At 60.1% G+C, this 19,471-nt stretch carries 17 protein-coding genes; 10 read left to right on the top strand and 7 right to left on the bottom strand.

The features are described from left to right. The first annotated feature begins 6 nt into the window (after window positions 1-6). Complete coding sequence (locus DA915_RS18140) at window positions 7-1,059, top strand: ABC transporter ATP-binding protein (RefSeq protein ID WP_107676823.1); 1,053 nt, start codon at window positions 7-9, stop codon at window positions 1,057-1,059. Between the two features lie 101 nt (window positions 1,060-1,160). Here DA915_RS18140 and DA915_RS18135 read toward each other — a convergent pair whose 3' ends face one another. The 4 genes from DA915_RS18135 to DA915_RS18120 are packed head-to-tail and all read right to left on the bottom strand — an operon-like array spanning window position 1,161 to window position 4,651. Then, window positions 1,161-1,898, bottom strand: coding sequence for an ABC transporter ATP-binding protein (locus DA915_RS18135; RefSeq protein ID WP_107676822.1), 738 nt, complete (start codon window positions 1,896-1,898; stop codon window positions 1,161-1,163). Then, window positions 1,895-2,740, bottom strand: a complete 846-nt coding sequence (locus DA915_RS18130; protein WP_087746941.1) for an ABC transporter ATP-binding protein — start codon at window positions 2,738-2,740, stop codon at window positions 1,895-1,897. Before DA915_RS18130 ends, DA915_RS18135 begins: the two co-directional genes overlap by 4 nt. Beyond that, a complete protein-coding gene (locus DA915_RS18125) occupies window positions 2,727-3,626 on the bottom strand; it encodes an ABC transporter permease (protein WP_020009778.1) in 900 nt (299 codons plus the stop codon). The genes DA915_RS18130 and DA915_RS18125 overlap by 14 nt, the downstream gene beginning before the upstream one ends. After that, entirely contained in the window at window positions 3,623-4,651 is a 1,029-nt protein-coding gene (locus DA915_RS18120; RefSeq protein WP_060727246.1) for an ABC transporter permease, read from the bottom strand. The genes DA915_RS18125 and DA915_RS18120 overlap by 4 nt, the downstream gene beginning before the upstream one ends. A 206-nt stretch (window positions 4,652-4,857) precedes the next feature. Here DA915_RS18120 and DA915_RS18115 point away from each other — a divergent pair, with 206 nt between their 5' ends. The 9 genes from DA915_RS18115 (at window position 4,858) to ligD (ending at window position 16,901) form a co-directional block, all read left to right on the top strand. After that, a complete protein-coding gene (locus DA915_RS18115) occupies window positions 4,858-5,571 on the top strand; it encodes a FadR/GntR family transcriptional regulator (protein ID WP_003505593.1) in 714 nt (237 codons plus the stop codon). A 67-nt stretch (window positions 5,572-5,638) separates the two neighbouring features. Further along, window positions 5,639-6,619: a mannonate dehydratase gene (locus tag DA915_RS18110; protein WP_107676821.1), complete on the top strand. Its 981-nt coding sequence runs from the start codon at window positions 5,639-5,641 to the stop codon at window positions 6,617-6,619. A 77-nt stretch (window positions 6,620-6,696) separates the two neighbouring features. Then, a complete protein-coding gene (locus tag DA915_RS18105) occupies window positions 6,697-8,283 on the top strand; it encodes an ABC transporter substrate-binding protein (protein ID WP_003505595.1) in 1,587 nt (528 codons plus the stop codon). Window positions 8,284-8,513: 230 nt separating this feature from the next. Continuing rightward, window positions 8,514-9,617, top strand: a complete 1,104-nt coding sequence (locus DA915_RS18100) for a hypothetical protein (protein ID WP_107676820.1) — start codon at window positions 8,514-8,516, stop codon at window positions 9,615-9,617. Between the two features lie 189 nt (window positions 9,618-9,806). Further along, window positions 9,807-12,146, top strand: coding sequence for an EAL domain-containing protein (locus DA915_RS18095; RefSeq protein ID WP_087746948.1), 2,340 nt, complete (start codon window positions 9,807-9,809; stop codon window positions 12,144-12,146). Between the two features lie 205 nt (window positions 12,147-12,351). Beyond that, window positions 12,352-13,245 carry an SDR family oxidoreductase gene (locus tag DA915_RS18090; RefSeq protein WP_107676819.1) on the top strand — a complete coding sequence of 298 codons (894 nt, stop codon included), beginning with the start codon at window positions 12,352-12,354 and terminating at the stop codon, window positions 13,243-13,245. A gap of 42 nt (window positions 13,246-13,287) precedes the next feature. Further along, entirely contained in the window at window positions 13,288-13,575 is a 288-nt protein-coding gene (locus tag DA915_RS18085; protein ID WP_003505599.1) for a hypothetical protein, read from the top strand. Next, window positions 13,572-14,405 carry a Ku protein gene (locus DA915_RS18080; RefSeq protein ID WP_107676818.1) on the top strand — a complete coding sequence of 278 codons (834 nt, stop codon included), beginning with the start codon at window positions 13,572-13,574 and terminating at the stop codon, window positions 14,403-14,405. The genes DA915_RS18085 and DA915_RS18080 overlap by 4 nt, the downstream gene beginning before the upstream one ends. A gap of 3 nt (window positions 14,406-14,408) precedes the next feature. Further along, window positions 14,409-16,901, top strand: coding sequence for a DNA ligase D (gene ligD / locus DA915_RS18075; protein ID WP_107676817.1), 2,493 nt, complete (start codon window positions 14,409-14,411; stop codon window positions 16,899-16,901). Window positions 16,902-16,913: 12 nt separating this feature from the next. On the opposite strand, the gene DA915_RS18070 is transcribed toward ligD, so the two are convergent. The 3 genes from DA915_RS18070 to DA915_RS18060 all read right to left on the bottom strand — a co-directional run bounded on the left by DA915_RS18070 (window position 16,914) and on the right by DA915_RS18060 (window position 19,441). After that, window positions 16,914-17,705 carry a Ku protein gene (locus DA915_RS18070; protein WP_192886591.1) on the bottom strand — a complete coding sequence of 264 codons (792 nt, stop codon included), beginning with the start codon at window positions 17,703-17,705 and terminating at the stop codon, window positions 16,914-16,916. A gap of 90 nt (window positions 17,706-17,795) precedes the next feature. Further along, a complete protein-coding gene (locus DA915_RS18065) occupies window positions 17,796-18,797 on the bottom strand; it encodes an inorganic phosphate transporter (RefSeq protein ID WP_003505604.1) in 1,002 nt (333 codons plus the stop codon). Continuing rightward, the gene (locus DA915_RS18060) at window positions 18,797-19,441 is read right to left on the bottom strand and encodes a DUF47 domain-containing protein (protein ID WP_107676815.1); all 645 of its coding nucleotides are present in this window, start codon (window positions 19,439-19,441) and stop codon (window positions 18,797-18,799) included. Before DA915_RS18060 ends, DA915_RS18065 begins: the two co-directional genes overlap by 1 nt. Window positions 19,442-19,471: the final 30 nt, after the last annotated feature.

The following is a 19,471-nucleotide window of genomic DNA, read 5'->3' as shown; positions in this document are numbered from 1 at the left end:
CGATCGATGGCTAACGTTACCCTGTCCGACATCCGCAAAAGCTATGGCGCGGTGAAAACCATTCACGGTGTCGATCTCGACATCAGGGATGGCGAATTTGTCGTCCTTGTCGGGCCCTCCGGCTGCGGCAAGTCCACATTGCTGCGGATGATAGCCGGTCTTGAAACGATTACCGGCGGCGAACTCAGGATCGGCGAGCGGATCGTCAACGATCTCGACCCGAAGGACCGCGATATCGCCATGGTGTTCCAGTCCTATGCGCTTTATCCGCATATGACGGTCGCCAGCAACATGGGCTTTTCGCTGGAGCATCGTGGTTCAAACAAGCAGGAAATCGCTGAAAAGGTGAACTGGGCAGCGGATATTCTCGGCCTCACACAGCTGCTCGACCGTTATCCGCGCCAGCTTTCCGGCGGCCAGCGCCAGCGTGTTGCGATGGGCCGCGCCATTGTTCGCAATCCGCAGGTGTTCCTGTTCGACGAACCCCTGTCCAATCTCGATGCGAAACTGCGCGTCGTCATGCGTGGCGAGATCAAGGCGCTGCACCAGAAGCTCAAGACCACCACGATCTATGTGACGCATGACCAGGTGGAGGCGATGACGATGGCGGACAGGGTCGTGGTCCTGAACGGCGGCAGGGTCGAGCAGGTCGGCACGCCGCTCGAACTTTACGACCGCCCGGCAAATCAGTTCGTCGCCGGCTTCATCGGATCACCATCGATGAATTTTCTGTCCGGGACGATATCGGCAGGCGGTTTTGAAACCGGGGGTGTGGTCTTGCCCCTGCCGGCTGCTGCGGCCGGTCTGGCGGGAAGAGGGGCCGTCTATGGCATCCGCCCGGAGCACTTCTCACTCGATGCGTCCGGCGTACCGGCGGAGATAATGCTCGTCGAACCGCTGGGATCGGAAACGCAGGTCACCATGAAACTCGGCGGTTCAAGGGTGCTAGGCGTCTTTCGGGAACGCATAGGGCAGGCAGTCGGCGACGAGATAAGGGTCTCGCCAGCGCTCGACTGCATCCATCTGTTTTCGGATGAAAACGGAGATCGGCTGAACTGATTATCGCGCCCGCGGCTGGCACGAGCCGCGGACCCGATGTCCGTCTGAACGGAGCCCCGTCGCGGTTCAGGCTATTGCCGACCATGTCGCGACGGAGGATTTCAGAGAAAACTGCTTTCGAACAGCTCGCCTGAATAGGCCGAATGGGTAACGCCCGCTTCAAGATCGGCCTTGGTCAACTCATCGACAAAAACGCCGTTCTGCATGACCAGCACGCGATCGCACATATGGGCGATCACCGCGAGGTCGTGACTGACGAGAACAAAGGTCAGGTCGCGTTCTTCGCGCTGGTCGGCAAGCAGGTTCAGGATTTCGGCCTGGATGGAGACGTCGAGCGCGGATGTCGGCTCATCGAGCAGCAGGATCGGCGGCTCGAGGATCAGCGCGCGGGCAATTGCCACGCGCTGGCGCTGGCCGCCGGAAAGTTCATGCGGGAAGCGCTCGGCGAAATGTGCGGGCAAGCCCACCTGCTGCAGGGCGGCAGGAACCTTCGACCAGCCATCCCCAAGCGCCATCGCGCGGATCGGTTCGGCGAGCGCCCGGCCGATGCGGTGGCGTGGGTGCAGCGAACCGTAGGGGTCCTGAAATACCATCTGGGCCAGTTTCAGTTCGTCGCGGCTGCGGGTCTTGCCGACCGGTTTGCCGTTAAAGCTGATCGAGCCGGTCCAGCCGGCTTCCAGCCCCGCTAGCGACCGCAGCAAGGTCGACTTGCCGCAACCGCTCTCGCCGACGATGCCAAGGGTTTCGCCTTTGTTGACCGTGAGGCTGACGCCGCGCACGACGTGATTGCGCTTTTCCTTTTCGCCGTAGACGACGTCGAGCTTGTCTACCGTGATCATCGCATCACCTCCGCATCGATTGCCTGACGATCCAGCACTTTGAGACGCCGCACCGGATTGCGGGGATCGGGCATCGCCGCGATCAGGCCGCGCGTATAGGGATGCTGCGCATCCTCCAGCTTTGTCAGCGTTTCCACGACGCGCCCGCCATACATGACCAGCACGCGTTCGCAGAAGGCCGCGACCATGCGGATGTCATGGCTGATGAGGATCAGGCCGGAATTATTCTCGCGCACCATCTCGTCCAGAAGCAAAAGCACATCCTTGCGCACGCTGACATCGAGGGCCGAAGTCGGTTCGTCGGCAATGACCAGCTTCGGCTTGGCGAGCAGCATCATGGCGATCATCACGCGCTGGCCCATGCCGCCCGATATCTGGTGCGGATAAAGCGCCATCACGCGGTCGGGATCGTTGATGCGCACGCGCAGCAACATGTCGCGGGCGGCACCTCTCGCCGCCTTGCCGGTCAGCGCCAGATGCAGCTCGGCTGCTTCCGCCACCTGCTTTCCGATGGGCAGCACCGGGTTCAGCGAATAACGCGGATCCTGCATGATCAGCGCCATCTCGCTGCCGCGGATCGCGCCCATCTGGCGTTCGGATTTTGTGAGCAGCGGTTCGGAGAGAAAGTCCATCCGCTCCGCCGTCACGGTAGCGCTTTTCGGCAGGAGCCGCATGGCGGCACGGCCGGTGGTGGATTTTCCGGAGCCGGATTCACCGACGATGCCGACCCTTTCGCGCCCGACGTCGAAATTGACGTTGGACACGGCCGGAATGGTGTTGCGGCCGAAACGGACATTGAGGTCGCGGACCGAAAGAATGGGGGAGCTATCAGGAACGGGCATGGCGCGGATCCAGGAGGTCGCGCAGCGTATCGCCGGCGATGTTGAAGGCAAGGCTCGTCAGCAGGATGGCGATGCCGGGCATGACGGCGACCCACCAGTAATCGAGCATGAACTTGCGGCCGCTGGAGATCATTGCACCCCATTCCGGCAGCGGCGGCTGCGCTCCTAGACCAAGGAAGCCGAGTGAAGCGGCGGTCAGGATGATGCCGGCCATGTTCAATGTCAGGCGAACGATGACCGAGGGAATGCACATCGGCGCGATGTATAGAAACAGGATGCGCAGCGGCGAGGCGCCATAGAGACGGGCGGCGGCGACGTAATCGGTATTGCGCACCACAAGCGCTTCCGCACGGGCAAGACGCGCAATCGGCGGCCATGCCGTCAGAGAGATTGCGATGATCGCCGTGCCGAGACCGGCGCCCATGGCGGCTGCAAAGGCCAATGCCAGCACGAGCGACGGGAAGGACAGGACGATATCGGTCGCGCGCATCAGGATCGCGTCGGTTCTGCCACCGAAGAAACCGGCCATCACGCCAATGGCAAGGCCGATCGGACCAACGATGATCGAGACCGACAAAACCGTCTGGATGGTGATGCGGGTGCCGTAGACAAGCCTGCTGAAAATGTCGCGGCCGAATTCGTCGGTTCCGGCCAGATGCGCCCAGCTGGGAGGCTGGAGCGCGTTTTCGAGCGCCTGACGGGCAGGATCGTAAGGCGCGATGAGCGGGGCGAAAATGGCGACGACAACCAGAATGGCCAGAATGGCGAAGCCGAACATTCCAAGCGGTTCGTCTGCGAGCTTTCGAAGCGTCCGCATGGTGGTGGTCGATAGGCGCGACAGGGCGCTGGGTCGATCAACAGTATTGTTATGCGCGATATCGGTCATCGTGCGGCCTCCCGTGTACGGGGATCAAGCGTGGTATAGGCCAGATCGGCGAGGAAGTTGAGCAGCATGAATATGAAGCCGATAACGATCGTGGCGGCCAGAATCGCATTCATGTCGCCGATGAGCAGCGCATTCGTCATGTATTGGCCGATACCGGGCCAGGAGAATACGATCTCCGTGACCACGGCGCCTTCCAGCAGGTTGCCATAGGAAATCGCCAGAACGGTGATGAGCTGCACGGCGATGTTGGGCAGCACATGACGGGTTATGGTGCGTGCGGGGCTGACGCCCTTGGCCCGTGCCGCGATGACATAATCCTGGCTGAGCTGTTCGAGGGTGAAGGCCCTCGTCATGCGGGTGATATAGGCCATGGCCATATAGGCGAGGATGATGGCGGGCAGGATGATGTGTCCAAGCGCGTTCCAGAAGATTTCCGTCTCACCCGCAAGGAGGGTGTCGATGAGCATCAATCCCGTCTTCGGCTCCACGAGGCCTTCGTAAAAGACGTCGACCCGGCCGGGGCCTGCGACAAGGTTGAGGTTCGCGTAGAAAATCACCAGCCCGACGATGCCGAACCAGAAGACCGGTATCGAATGCCCGACAAGCGCAAAAACGCGCGCGAACTTGTCGATGAAGGTATCGCGGAAGAGGGCGGCGGCAAGACCGAGTGGGACACCGACGACCGTCGAGATGATGATCGCCAGCGTGGCGAGTTCGAAGGTCGCGGGAAACGCCTGCGCCAGATCGCGGGTCACCGGGTTGCCGGTCAGGATCGCAATGCCGAAATCACCATGCAGCAGGCCGCGCAGGTAGATGAAGAACTGCTGGTAAAGCGGCAGATCGAGCCCCAGCCGTGCTCGCATGGCCTCATAGGCTTTGGGATCGGCAAGTTCGCCGACGATTGCCCCGACCGGATCGGTCGGCATGACCCGGCCGATGATGAAGGTGATGCAGAGCAAGATGAAGAGGCTGACGATCAGTTGCAGAAAACGATGTCCAAGCCCGCGCAGTGAGATTTCCGTCATTGCTGGCCGTACTTCCCTGTGAGAACGCCGTCAGCGGTGGAGCCTTTGCACGCTGCTCGCCGCAGACGCGCAATTCTCCATTGCAAAAACTCTTGATGGTACTTCATCCCAACTCCTCCCTGAGTTAACATGAAAACATATGACGTGCTGTCATGTCATCATATGAGTAGCGAAGGGATTCGTATTCTGCAAGAGGGAAGAGTGGCATGATGGGCGACAGGGTGAGGCCGCGGGAGAGGCGGGCACAACAGATCATCGATAATCTCAGCGCAGAAATTCGCAGTGGAAAACTGAAAAACGGTGATCAGCTTCCCACGGAACCGGAGCTGGAGCGCAGCTATGGCGTGAGTCGGACAGTGGTTCGCGAGGCGATTGCGGATCTGCGCTCTGCCGGCTATGTCGTTCCGATCCAGGGTAAAGGGGTTTTCGTCAGCAATGCCAGTGAATGGGCCGGCGTGAAACTGACGCAATCCGAGGTCGGCACCATCGCGGAAACGCTGGAAATGCTGGAGTTTCGGCTTGCGACGGAAGGGGAGGCGGCGGCAATCGCCGCCTATCGCCGTACGGCCCAGCAGGAAGCGGCAATCTCTGCGGCGCACCGGAAAATGGCCCGCGCCATCGATGCGGGTGAAACCACCGTCGATGCCGATTACGAGTTCCACACGGCCATCGCGATCGCCACCAACAACCGCTTTTATCTGGAGGCGCTGCGTCAGTTCGGTTCGCGCTCCATACCGCGCGGGCAGTTCCCGACGCTGCCGGAAACCGGTGACGCGAATTATCTTCGCAAAGTACAGGCCGAGCACGAGGCAATCCTGCGCGCCATCGTCGAACAGGATCCCGACGCAGCGCGAAAAGCCATGCGCGAACATATGCTTGCGAGCCAGCGCCGATACAGGTTGCTATCGGAAGCGCAATAGCATCTCGACACTCATCTTATTTCATGCGATGTCATATGATGACTTGCATGGAGAGAGGAGAGAATCGATGTATGTCGGCACCCAGGTTGCTGCGCGTGATGACGAGGATTTCAGGGTTTGGGCGCAGCTCGGCGTCAAGAATATCAACGCTGATCCGCCCGGAAAACCCGCGAGCTGGACTTTTGAGGACTTTGAACGCCACCGTGACAAGGTAGAGAGCTTTGGTCTCGTCCTCGACATGGTGCAATTGCCGCTGCCGTCCCGGCCCATCGAACAGGCGTCGTATCCCGATATCCTGCTGGCCGGGCCGGATCGTGACCGACAGATCGATGCGGTCTGCAAGATGATAGAAGATATCGCCAGGGCCGGAATCCCTGCCGCGAAATACAATCTCAACCTCATCGGCATTCCGCGCACGGAAATGGAGCGTGGCCGCGGCGGATCGCTCAATGAAGCCTGGCGCTGGGACAAGGCGGATCATGATGCCGCGCCGGGCCTGGCTGGCGTTCTTTCCGAAGACGAGAACTGGGACCGCATCGATTATTTCCTCGAGCGTGTGGTGCCGGTGGCCGAAAGCAACCGCGTGCGCCTAGCCTGCCATCCGCATGACCCCTATACACCTCCGGGTTACAGGGGCGTCACCCGCGTACTCGGCACGGTCGAAGGGCTGAAGAAATTCGTGCAGATGCGCGAGAGCCCCTATCATGGCCTGAATTTCTGCCAGGGGTCGATCGGTGAGATGCTCGACAATCCGCGCGAGGAGATCGACGACATCATCAGGTGGTTCGGCAGCCGCGACAAGATTTTCAACGTCCATTTCCGCAATATCAGCGGCGGTAAACTCTCCTTCATGGAGACCTTCCCCGATGAGGGCGACATGGACATGGTGCGGTCGCTGAAACTCTATCACGAACTCGGCTATCGCTACATGATCATGCCCGACCACGTGCCGACGATTGCCGGGCGCGATGCCGTCGGTGTCGCTTTCGCCTTCTGCTACGGCTACATCGCCGCCTTGATCGAAGCGCTTGATAACAAACATCTTTGACCATTCCGGCCCGCGACGCCCCGCTGCGTCGCGGCTTTTTCCCAAACATGAATTACCGATCTGTAGGAGGAGCAGGTATGAGAAAATCATTGATCCGTCTCGCATTCACCACCGCCCTTGGGGCCATGCTGGTGCAGGCCGCGCCAGCCCTGGCCAAAACACCCAATGACCAGCTTGTCATCGGAACGTCGCTGGCCCAGGTGCTGTCGCTTGATCCGCATCAGGCCACCGAAGCAAAAGCCAACGAAATCATGGCCAACCTCTATGACCGCCTGATTTCGGTGGATGGTTCTGGAAAGGTTTCGCCACAGCTTGCCGAACGCTGGGAAACAGATGACAAGGGCATCACCTTTCATCTGCGCGAGGCCAATTTCGCCTCGGGCAATCCGGTAACTTCGGCGGACGTCGTCTATTCGCTCAGCCGCCTGTTGAAGATGAACCAGGCGGCCGCAGCCAACCTCAAGCGCGTGGGTTACAACGCGGACAATATCGACAAGCTGGTGAGCGCACCGGATGAAAAAACGGTACGCATCGATCTTTCCGGTGAGACGACGTCCGAACTGCTTCTTTACCGTCTGGCCATGGTCATCGCCAGCGTTGTCGACAGCAAGGAACTCAAGTCGCATGAAACCAATGACGATTGGGGCAATGGCTGGCTGAGAACCAATTCCGCCGGTTCCGGTCCCTTTACGCTCAATCGCTGGTCGCCGAATGAGATCATCATTCTCGAGGCCAACAAGGATTATGTGGCCGGCAGCCCGAAAATGCGCCGCGTCATCGTTCGCCATGTGCCGGAAAGCCAGGTGGAGCGCCTGATGCTGGAGCGTGGCGATATCGACATCGCCAGTGCGCTGACGGCTGCCGATCTTGCAATCTTCAACAACAAGGAAGGTTTCCAGATTCAGCGTGTGCCGACGGGCGGCTTCTACGTCCTGTCCATGAATGCCGGCAAGGAGCCCTTGTCCAACCCCAAGGTCCGCGAAGCGATTGCCTATGGCATCGACTATAAGGGCATGGAAAAGACCATCATGGGTCCTTATGGCCGGGCGCGCACGGTGCCGGTGCCGGAAAACTTCGAATATGCCATTCCGAGCCCGGACTGGAAGCTCGATGTTCCGAAGGCGAAGGCTCTCCTCAAGGAGGCCGGTTATGAGAACGGCTTCACGCTCAATCTGAAGACGATCGCGCAGACGCCGCGCATCGACCTCGCCACCGCGATCCAGGCCTCGCTCAGCGAGATCGGCATCAAGGTCAATATCCAGCAGGGTAACGGTTCGGACGTGATTGCCGCCCATCGCGCGCGGGATTTCGACCTGCTCATTCCGCAGACCGGCGCCTACATGCCGAATGTGCTGGGCTCGATGGAGCAGTTTTCCAGCAATCCCGACAACTCGCTTGCCGCCAACAACGCCGGCAATTTCGTCTGGCGCTCGGCCTGGGACATTCCGGAACTGACCGCGCTCACGGCAAAGGCCTCGCTGGAGCCTGATGCCAAGAAGCGCGGGGAAATCTACACCCAGATGCAGGAAATGTTCGTCGCCCAGAAGCCGGCGGTGCTGCCGATGTTCGAGAGATTCGAGCCGATCGTGCTGAATGCGCGCGTGAAGGACTACGTGGGACACCCCAGCCAGACGACCCGGCTGGAAAAGGTTACGAAGGACTAAGGGCAAACCACAGCCTCCGAAAAACCTGTGACGGGCGGTTTTACCGCCCGTTTTTTATCAGTGGCCAACCGCGGAGCCCGGCCGCGGCAGTGGATTGTCGGCGTCATCCCCGCAATTTCAGGGGTTTTCCCAAGGACTTCATCGGATTAGACCGTCCGATGACTATTCCTTCCGTCGGGCGAGAGTCGCGAACTCCGCTCACCCACCTCCCGAAGAATGCGTTGACGACCATGAACCTTGCACAGATAAAACTTCCGTCGCGGCCGCTGAGCCTCAAACGTGGCGTCATTTCGGTGCCGGCGGCCTATTATTTCTCCATTCCCGTGCTTCTGGTGATCACGGTCGTCATGCTCGTGGCCGAAGGCCCGGGCATATTGCGCGACTATCAGATCAGCAAAGACCCGCTGGAGATTGAAAACGGCGATATCAACGGCAGCTGCAAGACGCGCAAGGCGATCTTCACGACCTGCGAGGCGGATCTTTCCTATGAACAGGCGGGCGTGAGCTACAAGAAGGATGTCGAGGTCATGTTCGTCGATTTCCATTCCGGCGATTATGAAACCGGGCTGGTCATCTCCGCGAAGAACCCGGAACTCGCAACGATTTCGCTGGGCCTCGACATGCTCTGGAACCGTATCATCACGCTCGGCGTGTTCGTCGCCCTGCTCGGTTTCGGCAGTCTTGCGATGCTGTTCACACTTGTCCGTGTCCTGCGGGTTCGTCTGCAGCTGCGCAAGCCCGCGCCTTTGACCGTCATCCCGGTCGCGCTGACGGCCGTTGCCGAAAAACGCAGCCGTCTCTTCGTGACTTATGCCGATACTGTAAGGGACGATAAAACCAAGCGGCAATCCTTTACGCATCTGGAGCGGGGTCGCATTCCCGTTGTCGTCGGCCATACTGGTAAACATGATGTGGCGCTCGCGGTCCTGCATAGTAACAGCGCGTTACCGGTTCTGCTCGACGATCAGCTGGAACGGATCGACCTTACGGAGCAGGAGCGGGCGGAAGCTCTCGCATCGCTTGCCCCGATGGTCGCGAATGAGACACAGGGGGCTGCCGCGGCCCAGGCCGCGGCGATGAAGAAAGGGCCGGGTCTGCTGCGCAGACTGGGCACTTTCGTTGCCATCGTTGCCGTCATCATCGTTGCGGTGTTCGGTTACTGGCTGTGGTATGTCACAAGCGCTCCGTCGCAATTCAACTCGCCCGGAATGGACATCAACAACATGCTGCCGGCAGCACTGAACGAGTGGGGTTGCGCCCGTCTGCAGGAGCGTTTCGCCGATGGCCCGGCGCCTTTCGGATGCACCGCGGCAGATTATCGAAGCTGGAAGTAAAAGCTTCGGTCGATCACTTTTTCGGGTCGGTTTGCCAAAAGTGTTACAGCTTGGCACGCCGGCCCGAACTCTTTTCCTTTGCGCGAGAAAATATTGATACAATTATCAATAGTTGCATTAGAGATTTATAAATAAAGCACTCCCATAGTGCCACCGTGAGCGGTTCTTCAGAGGCTGGGAGAGTGCAGCATGTTCACGGTTTTGGAATGCGTTGCCATACAGCACGACCGGGCGGTCGTTCTTCTCGCAGCTGTTATCTGCCTGCTTGGCATGTTTGCCTTTTTTCACCTTCTGTTGCGTGCGGAGGAAAGTCCGGCCGGCCGAAAGCCCTATTGGGTGCTGGTTGCCGCCTTTGCCGGAGGCCTGAGCGTCTGGGCCACGCATTTCGTCGCCATGCTCGCCTACAAGGGCGCGGTTCCGATCGGTTATGATTTCGCCTTCACGGCTTTGTCGGCGGTTTTCGCCGTTATCGGTTTCTGGCTGGCGCTCACCGCCCGCTCGCAGGCCGCTTACAGCCCCGTCATCGTCGGCACGCTCATTACCCTGTCGGTTGCCGTCATGCATTTCGTCGGAATGGCGGGAATGGATGTCGCCGCCACGATCAGCTACCGGTGGGGACCGGTGCTGGGCGGTTTTGCGGTCGCCTGGGTGTCTTTCCTTCTGGCCTTTTTTCTTTTCCGTGGCATCGGTTCCTGGAAGCGCATCGCCGCGCCGGCCGCATCGGCGATTTTCGCGATCTGCGCGCTGCATTTCACGACCATGTCGGCCACGGTGCTTTCGCCGGATCCGTCCGTATCCGGGCCTGATCCTGACAATGTCGCCCGGCTGATCATGATCTGCGCCATCTCCGGCGTCACGTTCCTGATCCTGTCCTCCACCGCCGCTGCCGCCCTGGTGGATCGTTATCTTGTCGACCTCAAGGGGCTCGTGGATGCGACGCTTGATGGCCTCGCCGTCGTCCGCGATGGGCGGATCGTGGAGCTGAACACCCGTTTTGCCGGCCTTCTGGGCAGGGATGAAGCATCGCTGGTCGGACAGAACCCCGATGATCTCTTCAAGGCGATCGACGGGCAGCCCGCTTATCTGCCGCGCCATACGCCGGTGGAGGCGGTGCGCGAGCGTGCCGGGCAGGCGCAGATATTCGAACTTAGCGTACGCACGATCGAATATCGCGGCCGCCCCTGTGAGGTGATGGCCATTCGCGACCTGACGGAAAAGCGGGAAGCGCAGCGGGAAATCGAATATCTCGCCCGCCATGATGTTCTGACCGGCCTTTCCAACCGCACCATGTTCCAGACCCGTCTTCACCAGCAGATCGAGCATTGCGACGAGGATGACGAATTTGCGCTGCTGGCGCTCGATCTCGACCGGTTCAAGGCGGTCAACGACATATTCGGCCATGCCGAAGGGGATCGCGTCCTGAAAAAGGTCGCCGCCATTCTCGATGAATGTGCAAGGCCAGGCGATGTGGTGGCCCGTCTCGGTGGCGATGAGTTCGTCATCCTGACCGCGCGGCACACCAGGGCGGAAGAGGCGCGCCTGCTGGCAGAGACGATCCTTGGCATGTTCGCACTGAAGATGAATGTCGCCAACGATCCGACCTCCGTCGGCGTCAGCATCGGCATCGCCGTCTTCCCACGGGACGGCCGGGATCATGAAAGCATCATGCATGCCGCAGATCTGGCGCTTTACCGCGCGAAGATGGGCGGACGCGGCATATTGGCTTTCTACGACCCGGTGATGGATCAGGAGGCGCGCGAACGCCGCCAGCTCGAGACGGATCTGCGGCTTGCCATCAATCGCAACGAGCTGCTGCTGAACTATCAGCCGGTGCTGTCAGTCGAATGCGGCCAGGTCGTCGGCTACGAGGCGCTGGTGCGCTGGCAGCACCCGACACGGGGCGTGGTGCCGCCGGATGTCTTCATTCCGATTGCCGAGGAAAGTGGGATCATCATCTCGCTCGGCGAATGGGTGCTGCGTGAGGCCTGCCGTCAGGCGGCCGGCTGGGCGCCGCATCTGAAGGTCGCGGTGAATGTCTCACCGTTGCAGTTTTCGCTGGCCAATCTCGGGCATGTCGTCTGCACCGTCCTGATGCAGACCGGGCTTTCGCCGAACCGGCTGGAGCTCGAAATCACGGAAGCTGCCCTTCTGAAAGATCGCAAGACGACGCTGATCATCCTCAACCAGTTGAAGGCGCTCGGTGTCGCCATCGTCATGGATGATTTCGGTACGGGTTATTCCTCGCTCAGCAACCTGCAGAGCTTCCCCTTCGACAAGATAAAGATCGACCGCAGTTTCATCGCCGCCATGAGCGACGATGACAATGCCCGCGCCATCGTGCGCGCGGTGATCGGCCTTGGCCGCAGCCTCGATCTGCCGGTCACGGCGGAGGGGATTGAAACGGATGCGCAATATCGCATGGTCGTCGACGAGGGCTGCGCGCAGGCGCAGGGTTATCTCTTCGGCAAACCGGATGTCGCGCCCGCGCAGGTCGTAAGAACCACCACGCGGAAGAAACATTCCGTTTGATAAATGAGGCGACGGTGCAGGACGCCGTCGCCTCCGCCTTTCCCACATCGGATGGAACGAGAGCGACGGCAGATCGTTAGGCTTGCGTGTGGCGCGTCCATGCTGCGGTTGCCCCGGCGGTGCCGACGACCAGCCTGACGGGAGTGGTTTGATCCCCTGTCATGAACGCGCCTCGGATGAACTTCTATTGACGGGAGAGACCGCGATGACAGACCGCCTCGAGCCACAGGACCCGCGCAGCCAGTATCCGCGCCCGCCCTTTTCGACCCCGACCCAGGAGATGCCGGGTCTGGTGACGAATATGACGCCTTTCCCTGATCATGGAGAAAAAAGCTACAAGGGCACCGGCAAGCTTGCCGGGCGCAAGGCGCTGATTACCGGCGGCGATTCAGGTATCGGCCGCGCGGTCGCCATCGCCTTTGCGAGGGAAGGCGCGGATGTGGCGATCTCCTATCTGCCGGAAGAGGAATCCGACGCCGAGGAGGTCGTGGCGCTGATTGAGGCGGAGGGCCGCGTGGCGGTTGCGCTGCCCGGCGATATCACCGATGAGGCATGGTGCCGCGAACTGGTCGAGAAGGCGGCCGGCGATCTCGACGGGCTGGATATTCTGGTCATCAACGCCGCGAGACAGCAATATCGCGAAGACATAGAAGAACTGTCGACCGACGATTTCGACCGCACCATGAAGACCAATCTTTATGCCCTGCACTGGATTGCGCAGGCGGCTGTTCCCCATCTCAAGCCGGGGTCGTCGGTGATTACCACGGCGTCGATACAGGCTTATGAGCCCTCCGCCATCCTGCTGGACTACGCCACCACCAAAGCCGGTATCGTCGCCTATACGAAAGCGCTTGCCAAACAGCTCATCGAAAAGGGCGTGCGCGCAAATGCCGTTGCGCCGGGGCCGCTCTGGACGGTGCTTCAGCCGAGCGGCGGCCAGCCGGACGAGAAGGTGAAGAATTTCGGCAAGGACAGCGATTTCGGCCGTCCGGGACAGCCGGTGGAACTGGCGCCCGTTTACGTGCTGCTGGCGTCGCAGGATGCGAGCTTCATCAATGGCGAGGTTTATGGCGTCACCGGCGGCAGGGGCATTGCCTGAGGCGATGCCCGCCAATGCCGGATGGCCTTTGAGGATTTCGAGATGAAACGGCAGGCAGAACGTTCAGACAGTAGCTTGAAGAGCTTCGATGTCCGCGACCGGCTGATACTGGCGCTTTATGCGCAGCTGAAAGCGGAGCGGCAGACCCGCGAGGCGATGGAGTGGGTGATCCGCAATGGCGGGCTGTCGCCGGAGGTGCTGGAAGCCATGGCGTCCGACCCGGTGCCGGTTCTGGCGGAGGCGGATGTACCCGCCATCGAGCGCATTCTGGCCGGCGACCGACGCCGGGAAATGCCCTCCCGCAGCGATGACGAGGGACGACGGACATGAACCGGAGAGCCAGCTGGAGAGGCCATCTGACCTTTGCCGATTTCAACTGCGAAATCGGCCTTTATTCCGCACTGACCTCGGCGGAAAAAATCGCGTTCAATATCGTCAACCGCAAGACCGGTCACCGCGTCGAGCGGCAATATGTTGATAGTGATACCGGCGATGCGGTTCTTCGTGACGATCAGGTCAAGGGATACGAGCTCGACAATGGCGATCATATCGTCATCGAGGGCGACGAGATCGCGAAGCTGATGCCGGAAAGCGACAAGGTCATTCGTGTCAGTCACTTCCTGCCCTGTGACGAGATCGACAAGCTTTATTTCGACAAGTCCTATTATCTCGCGCCGGGCGGGGAGGGTGGCGAAGAGGCGCTGACGCTTCTTGCCAGAGCGATGGACGACGAGAATGTCGCAGCTCTCGCCGAAGCGGTGCTTTTCCGCCGCAACCGTGTCCTGCTGATCCGTCCGAGCGGCAAGGCTCTCGTCGCGACGACGCTGAATTTCAGCTACGAGGTCCGTTCGCAGACATCCGTCTTCAAGTCGATCCCCGATATCGAGTTCGATGAAGAAATGCTCGAGCTCGCCGGTCACATCATCGAAAAGCGCTCCGGTACGTTTGATCCCGCAGACTATAGCGACCGTTATAATGATGCGCTGGCCGAACTGGTGAAAGCCAAGATCGAAGGCCGGGAAATCGCCAAGCAGCCGCCGCGCCGGGAGGACAATATCATCGATCTCAAGGAGGCCCTGCGCCGCAGCGCCGGGGCGGGAGCGGACAGCAAGAAAAAGGCGACGGCAGCAGGCCGCAAGGCGCCGCGGAAAGCGAGCTGATCCATGGGATTGCAGGCCTATAACGCCAAGCGCAGTTTCGACAAGACGCCGGAGCCCAAGGGTGCGAAGATCGAACAGCAGGGATCGAGCTTCGTCATCCAGAAACACGATGCCCGCCGTCTTCATTATGATTTTCGGCTGGAAATGGATGGGGTGCTGAAAAGCTGGGCGGTGACGCGCGGCCCGAGTCTCGATCCAGAGGACAAACGCCTTGCCGTGCATGTGGAGGACCATCCGCTCAGTTATGGTGATTTTGAAGGTGTTATCCCCAAGGGACAATATGGCGGCGGCACCGTGATTGTCTGGGATCGCGGCATCTGGCAGCCGATCGGTGACGCTCGGAAAGGTTATCGCAAAGGTCATCTGGAATTTGAACTGGAAGGCGAAAAGCTGAAAGGACGCTGGCATCTGGTGCGCATGCATGGAAAGCCGGGCGAAAGCCGGGAAAACTGGCTGCTGATCAAGGGCGACGACGAGGAAGCCAGACATAAAGGCGGTGCGGATATTCTGGAGGAACGGCCGGAATCGGTGAAAACCGGGCGCAGCGTCGAGGAAGTCGCGGCCAAACCGAAAGATACCTGGAATTCCAAGCCGGTATCGAAAAACGCCGCCGTTTCGACGTCGGGCAAAAAACAGGCGCATGCACTGCCTAAAGGCGCGCGCAAACAGACTATGCCGTCCTTTGTGCCGCCGGCGCTCGCGACGCTCAAGCCGAAACCGCCCGACGGAGATCGCTGGCTGCATGAAATCAAATTTGACGGCTATCGTCTGCAGGCGCGCGTCGATCAGGGCAAGCTCCAGCTCCTGACCCGCAGCGGGCTGGACTGGACGGAGAAATTCGGCGGGGCCGTGACAGGAGCTATCAAGGCGTTGCCGGTGGAAACGGTGTTGATCGACGGCGAAATCGTCGTGGAACGCGATAGCGGGGCTTCCGATTTCTCCGCCTTGCAGCAGGATCTGAGCGAAGGACGCAGCGACCGTTTCGTGTTTTACGCCTTCGATCTTCTTTATCTCGATGGCAGCGATCTGCGTGGTGCGGCATTGAGCGAACGAAAGGCGCTGCTCGAAAAGCTGTTGCCGGCGGGCGATCCCTATCTCCGTTACAGCCAGCATTTTGAAGAAAGTGGCGCGCTTGTCCTCGACCATGCCTGTCGGCTCAGTCTTGAGGGTGTCATTTCCAAGGTCAAGAGCAGCAAATATGTTTCCGGGCGTAAGGGAGAATGGGTAAAATCCAAATGCTCGATGCGACAGGAATTCGTTATCGGTGGTTATACTGTCTCCTCGACATCGGACCACGCCATTGGATCGCTGGCGCTCGGTGTTTATGAAAATGGCAAGCTGCGCCATGTTGGACGTGTCGGGACAGGTTATACGGGCGAAGTGGCGGAGATGCTGCTTGGCCAGCTGAAGCCGCTTGAGCGCGAGGAAAGCCCGTTCGGTGAGAAACTCACCGCGCTTGCCCGACGCGATCTTCATTTCGTCAAGCCGGAACTAGTGGCGGAGGTGGAGTTTCGCGCATGGTCTGGAGATGGCAATCTGCGTCATGCCTCTTTCCGGGGGCTGCGCGAAGACAAGCCCGCAGGAGAAATCGAACGCGAGGAGAAGGCCGTGTCCGACACCAAGGCGCCGCAATCGACGATCAAGTTCACCCATCCGGACCGGCTGTACTGGCCGGACGATGGCGTGACGAAGGAGGGGCTTGCCGATTATTATGCGCAGGTCTGGCGGCACATCGCGCCCTTTGTCGTCAACCGGCCGCTAGCACTGCTGCGCTGCCCGGAGGGTATAGAAGGGCAGCGTTTCTTCCAGAAACATGCCTGGCGCGGCATCAACAAGGCGGTCGAGCAGATCAGAGACCCCAAGGACAAGGGCGGTGAACCGCTGATCCGCATCACCGATTTTGATGGCCTGATGGCGCTCGTGCAATCTGCCGCGCTTGAAATCCACCCATGGGGCGTGACCACCGCCAATTGGGAAAAGCCTGACATGATCACCATGGATATCGACCCCGGCGAGGATGTGGCATGGGAAGAGGTGATCGAGGCGGCGCTGGAACTGAAACGGCGTTTCGAAGAGGCCGGGCTTGCCGCTTTCGTCAAGACCTCGGGCGGCAAGGGCCTGCATGTCGTCGCACCGCTGAAGCCGCAGGCGGGCTGGCCCCCGGTCAAGGCCTTCGCCAAGGCCATGGCGGCTGATATGTCGAAGGCCGAACCGGAGAAATATCTCTCCGTCGCCACCAAGGCGAAACGTCAGGGTCGCATTTTCATCGACTATCTGCGCAACGGCAGGGGCAATACCGCGGTTGCGGCCTATTCGACACGCGCCCGGCCGGGAGCCGCCATTTCAGCGCCGCTCGAATGGTCGGAACTGACAGCCGAGATCGGCCCGGCTCATTTCACCGTCAACAATATCGGGGCTCGTCTTTCCGCGTTGAAAAAAGACCCGTGGGACGGATTTTTTACCGCCGCCGAACCGCTGCCGAAAAAGGCCCGGTGAAGACGCCGATCCTCAGCTTCTCTTTTCGGAAGCGAGGCTTTTCTTCAGTGCATCCATGATGTTGATGACATTGCCGCCGGTGCGGGCCTTCGTGCCGGTTTTCTTTGGCGAGGAGGAGGCCTCCTCGCCTTTGGTCTTCAGCAGGGACTTGATCTTTTTCTGAATGGGATCCTGCACCAGAGTTGGCTTCCAACCCGTGACCTGTTTGCCGATGCGTTTTTCCATGGCGTCCAGCAACGGCCGGTCGATTTTCATCTTCGGCTCCAGCGCGTCGATGCTTTCGCGCACCTCCTCGCCGTAATGCAGCGTCCACACGATGATGCCTTTTCCCGATGGTTCGAGGAGCACAGCCCTTTCACGACGGTAGATCACCAGACGCGCAATGCCGAAAACATCGTTCGCCTTCATGGCTTCGCGAATGACGCTGAAGGCTTCGGTGCCGATCTTGTCTTCCGGCCGCAGAAAATGCGGACGGTCGTACCAGATCCAGTCGATCGACCCTTTCGGCACGAAGGTCTTGATATCGATGGTGCGGGTGCTTTCCAGCGCCACCGCGTCGATCTCGTCATCCTCCAGCAGCACATAATCGTCTTCGCCGCGCGGAAAACCCTTCACCTGGTTCCTGGCGGCGACCGGCCTGTGGGTGACACTGTCGACATAGCGGCTTTCGACGCGATTGCCGGTTTTGCGATTGAGGATGTGGAAGCGGTATTTGTTGCCTTCGGTCGTCGCAGGCGTCAGCGAGACGGAGGCCGTCACCAGTGACAGCTTCAGATAACCCTTCCAGAAAACCTGCCGTGCCATGTCCGCGATCCGCATTGGTCTCCCGGAACAACAGCCACAGGGTGGCTTTTGTTCCGGTAGGTGCGGCAAATCGGGACAGCATTGGAGCTATCAGAACAGCGAGGTCAGCCCGTAAACGGCAGCGGAGATCAGTGCGGCTGCCGGCATGGTCACGATCCAGGCGATGACGATATTGCCGGCAAGCCCCCAGCGCACCGCCGAGACACGGCGTGCAGCGCCGACACCGATGATGGCGCCGGTGATCGTGTGGGTGGTGGAGACCGGAATGCCGAGCCATGTTGCGCCGAACAGCGTCAGCGCGCCGCCGGTTTCGGCGCAGAAACCCTGCATCGGGTTCAGCCGGGTGATTTTCGATCCCATCGTATGGACAATACGCCAGCCGCCGAAGAGCGTGCCGAGCGCCATGGCCGACTGGCAGGAAATCACCACCCAGAAGGGCACGTAGAAGCTTTCGCCGAGATGCCCCTGGCTGAAAAGCAGCACGGCGATGATGCCCATGGTCTTCTGCGCGTCATTGCCGCCGTGCCCCAGCGAATAAAGCGAGGCGGAGATGAACTGCATGACGCGGAAGGTGCGGTCGACCGCAAAGGGCGTCTGCCGCACGAACAGCCACGACACGGCAAGCACGAGAACGAGCGCCAGGAAAAAGCCGATGGCCGGCGACATGAAGATCGCCCCCACGGTCTTCAGCAGGCCCGACCAGACGATGGAATTAAAGCCCACCTTGGCGAAACCTGCACCGACGAGGCCGCCGATCAGCGCATGCGAGGAGCTGGAGGGAATGCCGAAAATCCAGGTGACGATGTTCCAGACGATCGCGCCGATCAGTGCCGCGAAGATGACCTGCGGTGACACAATGGCCGGATCGATGATGCCGGTGCCGAGCGTTTCCGCCACATGCAGGCCGAAGAACAGGAAAGCGATGAAATTGAAGAAGGCCGCCCAGGCGACCGCATATTGCGGCCGCAGCACCCGGGTGGAGACGATGGTGGCGATGGAATTGGCGGCGTCATGCAAACCGTTCAGGAAATCGAAGAACAGCGCGATGGCGATAAGGCCGACGAGCAGCGGCAGGGCAAGCGCGACATCCATCAGACGTTCTCGATCACGATGCCGCTGATCTCGTTGGCCACATCCTCGAAGCGGTCGACGACCTTTTCGAGTTCGCCGTAGATTTCGCTGCCGATCATATAGGCCATGGCATCGCCGCTCGCGCCATGCCGGCGGAAGAGGTCCTTCAGACCCAGGTCGTGAAGCTCGTCGGAGCGGCCTTCGACGCGGGTTACCTCTTCGGCGATGGCCGAGAGGCGATGCGCATTCGTGCCGACCTTGTTGAGAAGCGGAATGGCTTCTGCAATCAGGCCCGCCGCGCGTACGATCTCGTGGCCCATCTCCTTCATCAGCGGGTCGAATTCGCTCTGTTCGAACAGGCGGATGGTCTTGACGGTCTTGTGCATCATGTCGATGGCGTCATCCATGGACTGGATGAGGTCCTTGATGTCGCCACGGTCAAAGGGAGTGATGAAGCTCCGCCTGACCGCAAGCAGCACCTCGCGGGTGATGTCATCCGCCTGATGCTCGAGGGCGACGATGAGGTCGCAGTTCTTCTCGACGTCGACGCCGCTCAAAAGTTGGTCAAGGGCTTCAGCCGCTTTGATGACGGTTTCGGAATGTTTGCTGAACATGTCGAAGAAACGGTCCTCGCGCGGCATCAGCTTGCGAAAAATACTCATCATGCGAATTGGCCCTCAATGGCGCTTTATCAG

The sequence above is a fragment of the Agrobacterium sp. LAD9 genome (assembly GCF_003031125.1).
GTDB lineage: Bacteria > Pseudomonadota > Alphaproteobacteria > Rhizobiales > Rhizobiaceae > Agrobacterium > Agrobacterium radiobacter.
The sequence above is the reverse complement of the archived record's forward strand: the minus strand, read 5'-3'. Positions and strand labels throughout refer to the sequence as shown.

Excerpts from the sequence above, each read along its gene's own strand:
- DA915_RS18140 (WP_107676823.1), top strand. The coding sequence starts at position 7 with ATGGCTAACGTTACCCTGTCCGACATCCGCAAAAGCTATGGCGCGGTG.
- DA915_RS18135 (WP_107676822.1), bottom strand. The coding sequence starts at position 1,898 with ATGATCACGGTAGACAAGCTCGACGTCGTCTACGGCGAAAAGGAAAAG.
- DA915_RS18130 (WP_087746941.1), bottom strand. The coding sequence starts at position 2,740 with ATGCCCGTTCCTGATAGCTCCCCCATTCTTTCGGTCCGCGACCTCAAT.
- DA915_RS18125 (WP_020009778.1), bottom strand. The coding sequence starts at position 3,626 with ATGACCGATATCGCGCATAACAATACTGTTGATCGACCCAGCGCCCTG.
- DA915_RS18120 (WP_060727246.1), bottom strand. The coding sequence starts at position 4,651 with ATGACGGAAATCTCACTGCGCGGGCTTGGACATCGTTTTCTGCAACTG.
- DA915_RS18115 (WP_003505593.1), top strand. The coding sequence starts at position 4,858 with ATGATGGGCGACAGGGTGAGGCCGCGGGAGAGGCGGGCACAACAGATC.
- DA915_RS18110 (WP_107676821.1), top strand. The coding sequence starts at position 5,639 with ATGTATGTCGGCACCCAGGTTGCTGCGCGTGATGACGAGGATTTCAGG.
- DA915_RS18105 (WP_003505595.1), top strand. The coding sequence starts at position 6,697 with ATGAGAAAATCATTGATCCGTCTCGCATTCACCACCGCCCTTGGGGCC.
- DA915_RS18100 (WP_107676820.1), top strand. The coding sequence starts at position 8,514 with ATGAACCTTGCACAGATAAAACTTCCGTCGCGGCCGCTGAGCCTCAAA.
- DA915_RS18095 (WP_087746948.1), top strand. The coding sequence starts at position 9,807 with ATGTTCACGGTTTTGGAATGCGTTGCCATACAGCACGACCGGGCGGTC.
- DA915_RS18090 (WP_107676819.1), top strand. The coding sequence starts at position 12,352 with ATGACAGACCGCCTCGAGCCACAGGACCCGCGCAGCCAGTATCCGCGC.
- DA915_RS18085 (WP_003505599.1), top strand. The coding sequence starts at position 13,288 with ATGAAACGGCAGGCAGAACGTTCAGACAGTAGCTTGAAGAGCTTCGAT.
- DA915_RS18080 (WP_107676818.1), top strand. The coding sequence starts at position 13,572 with ATGAACCGGAGAGCCAGCTGGAGAGGCCATCTGACCTTTGCCGATTTC.
- ligD (WP_107676817.1), top strand. The coding sequence starts at position 14,409 with ATGGGATTGCAGGCCTATAACGCCAAGCGCAGTTTCGACAAGACGCCG.
- DA915_RS18070 (WP_192886591.1), bottom strand. The coding sequence starts at position 17,705 with ATGGCACGGCAGGTTTTCTGGAAGGGTTATCTGAAGCTGTCACTGGTG.
- DA915_RS18065 (WP_003505604.1), bottom strand. The coding sequence starts at position 18,797 with ATGGATGTCGCGCTTGCCCTGCCGCTGCTCGTCGGCCTTATCGCCATC.
- DA915_RS18060 (WP_107676815.1), bottom strand. The coding sequence starts at position 19,441 with ATGATGAGTATTTTTCGCAAGCTGATGCCGCGCGAGGACCGTTTCTTC.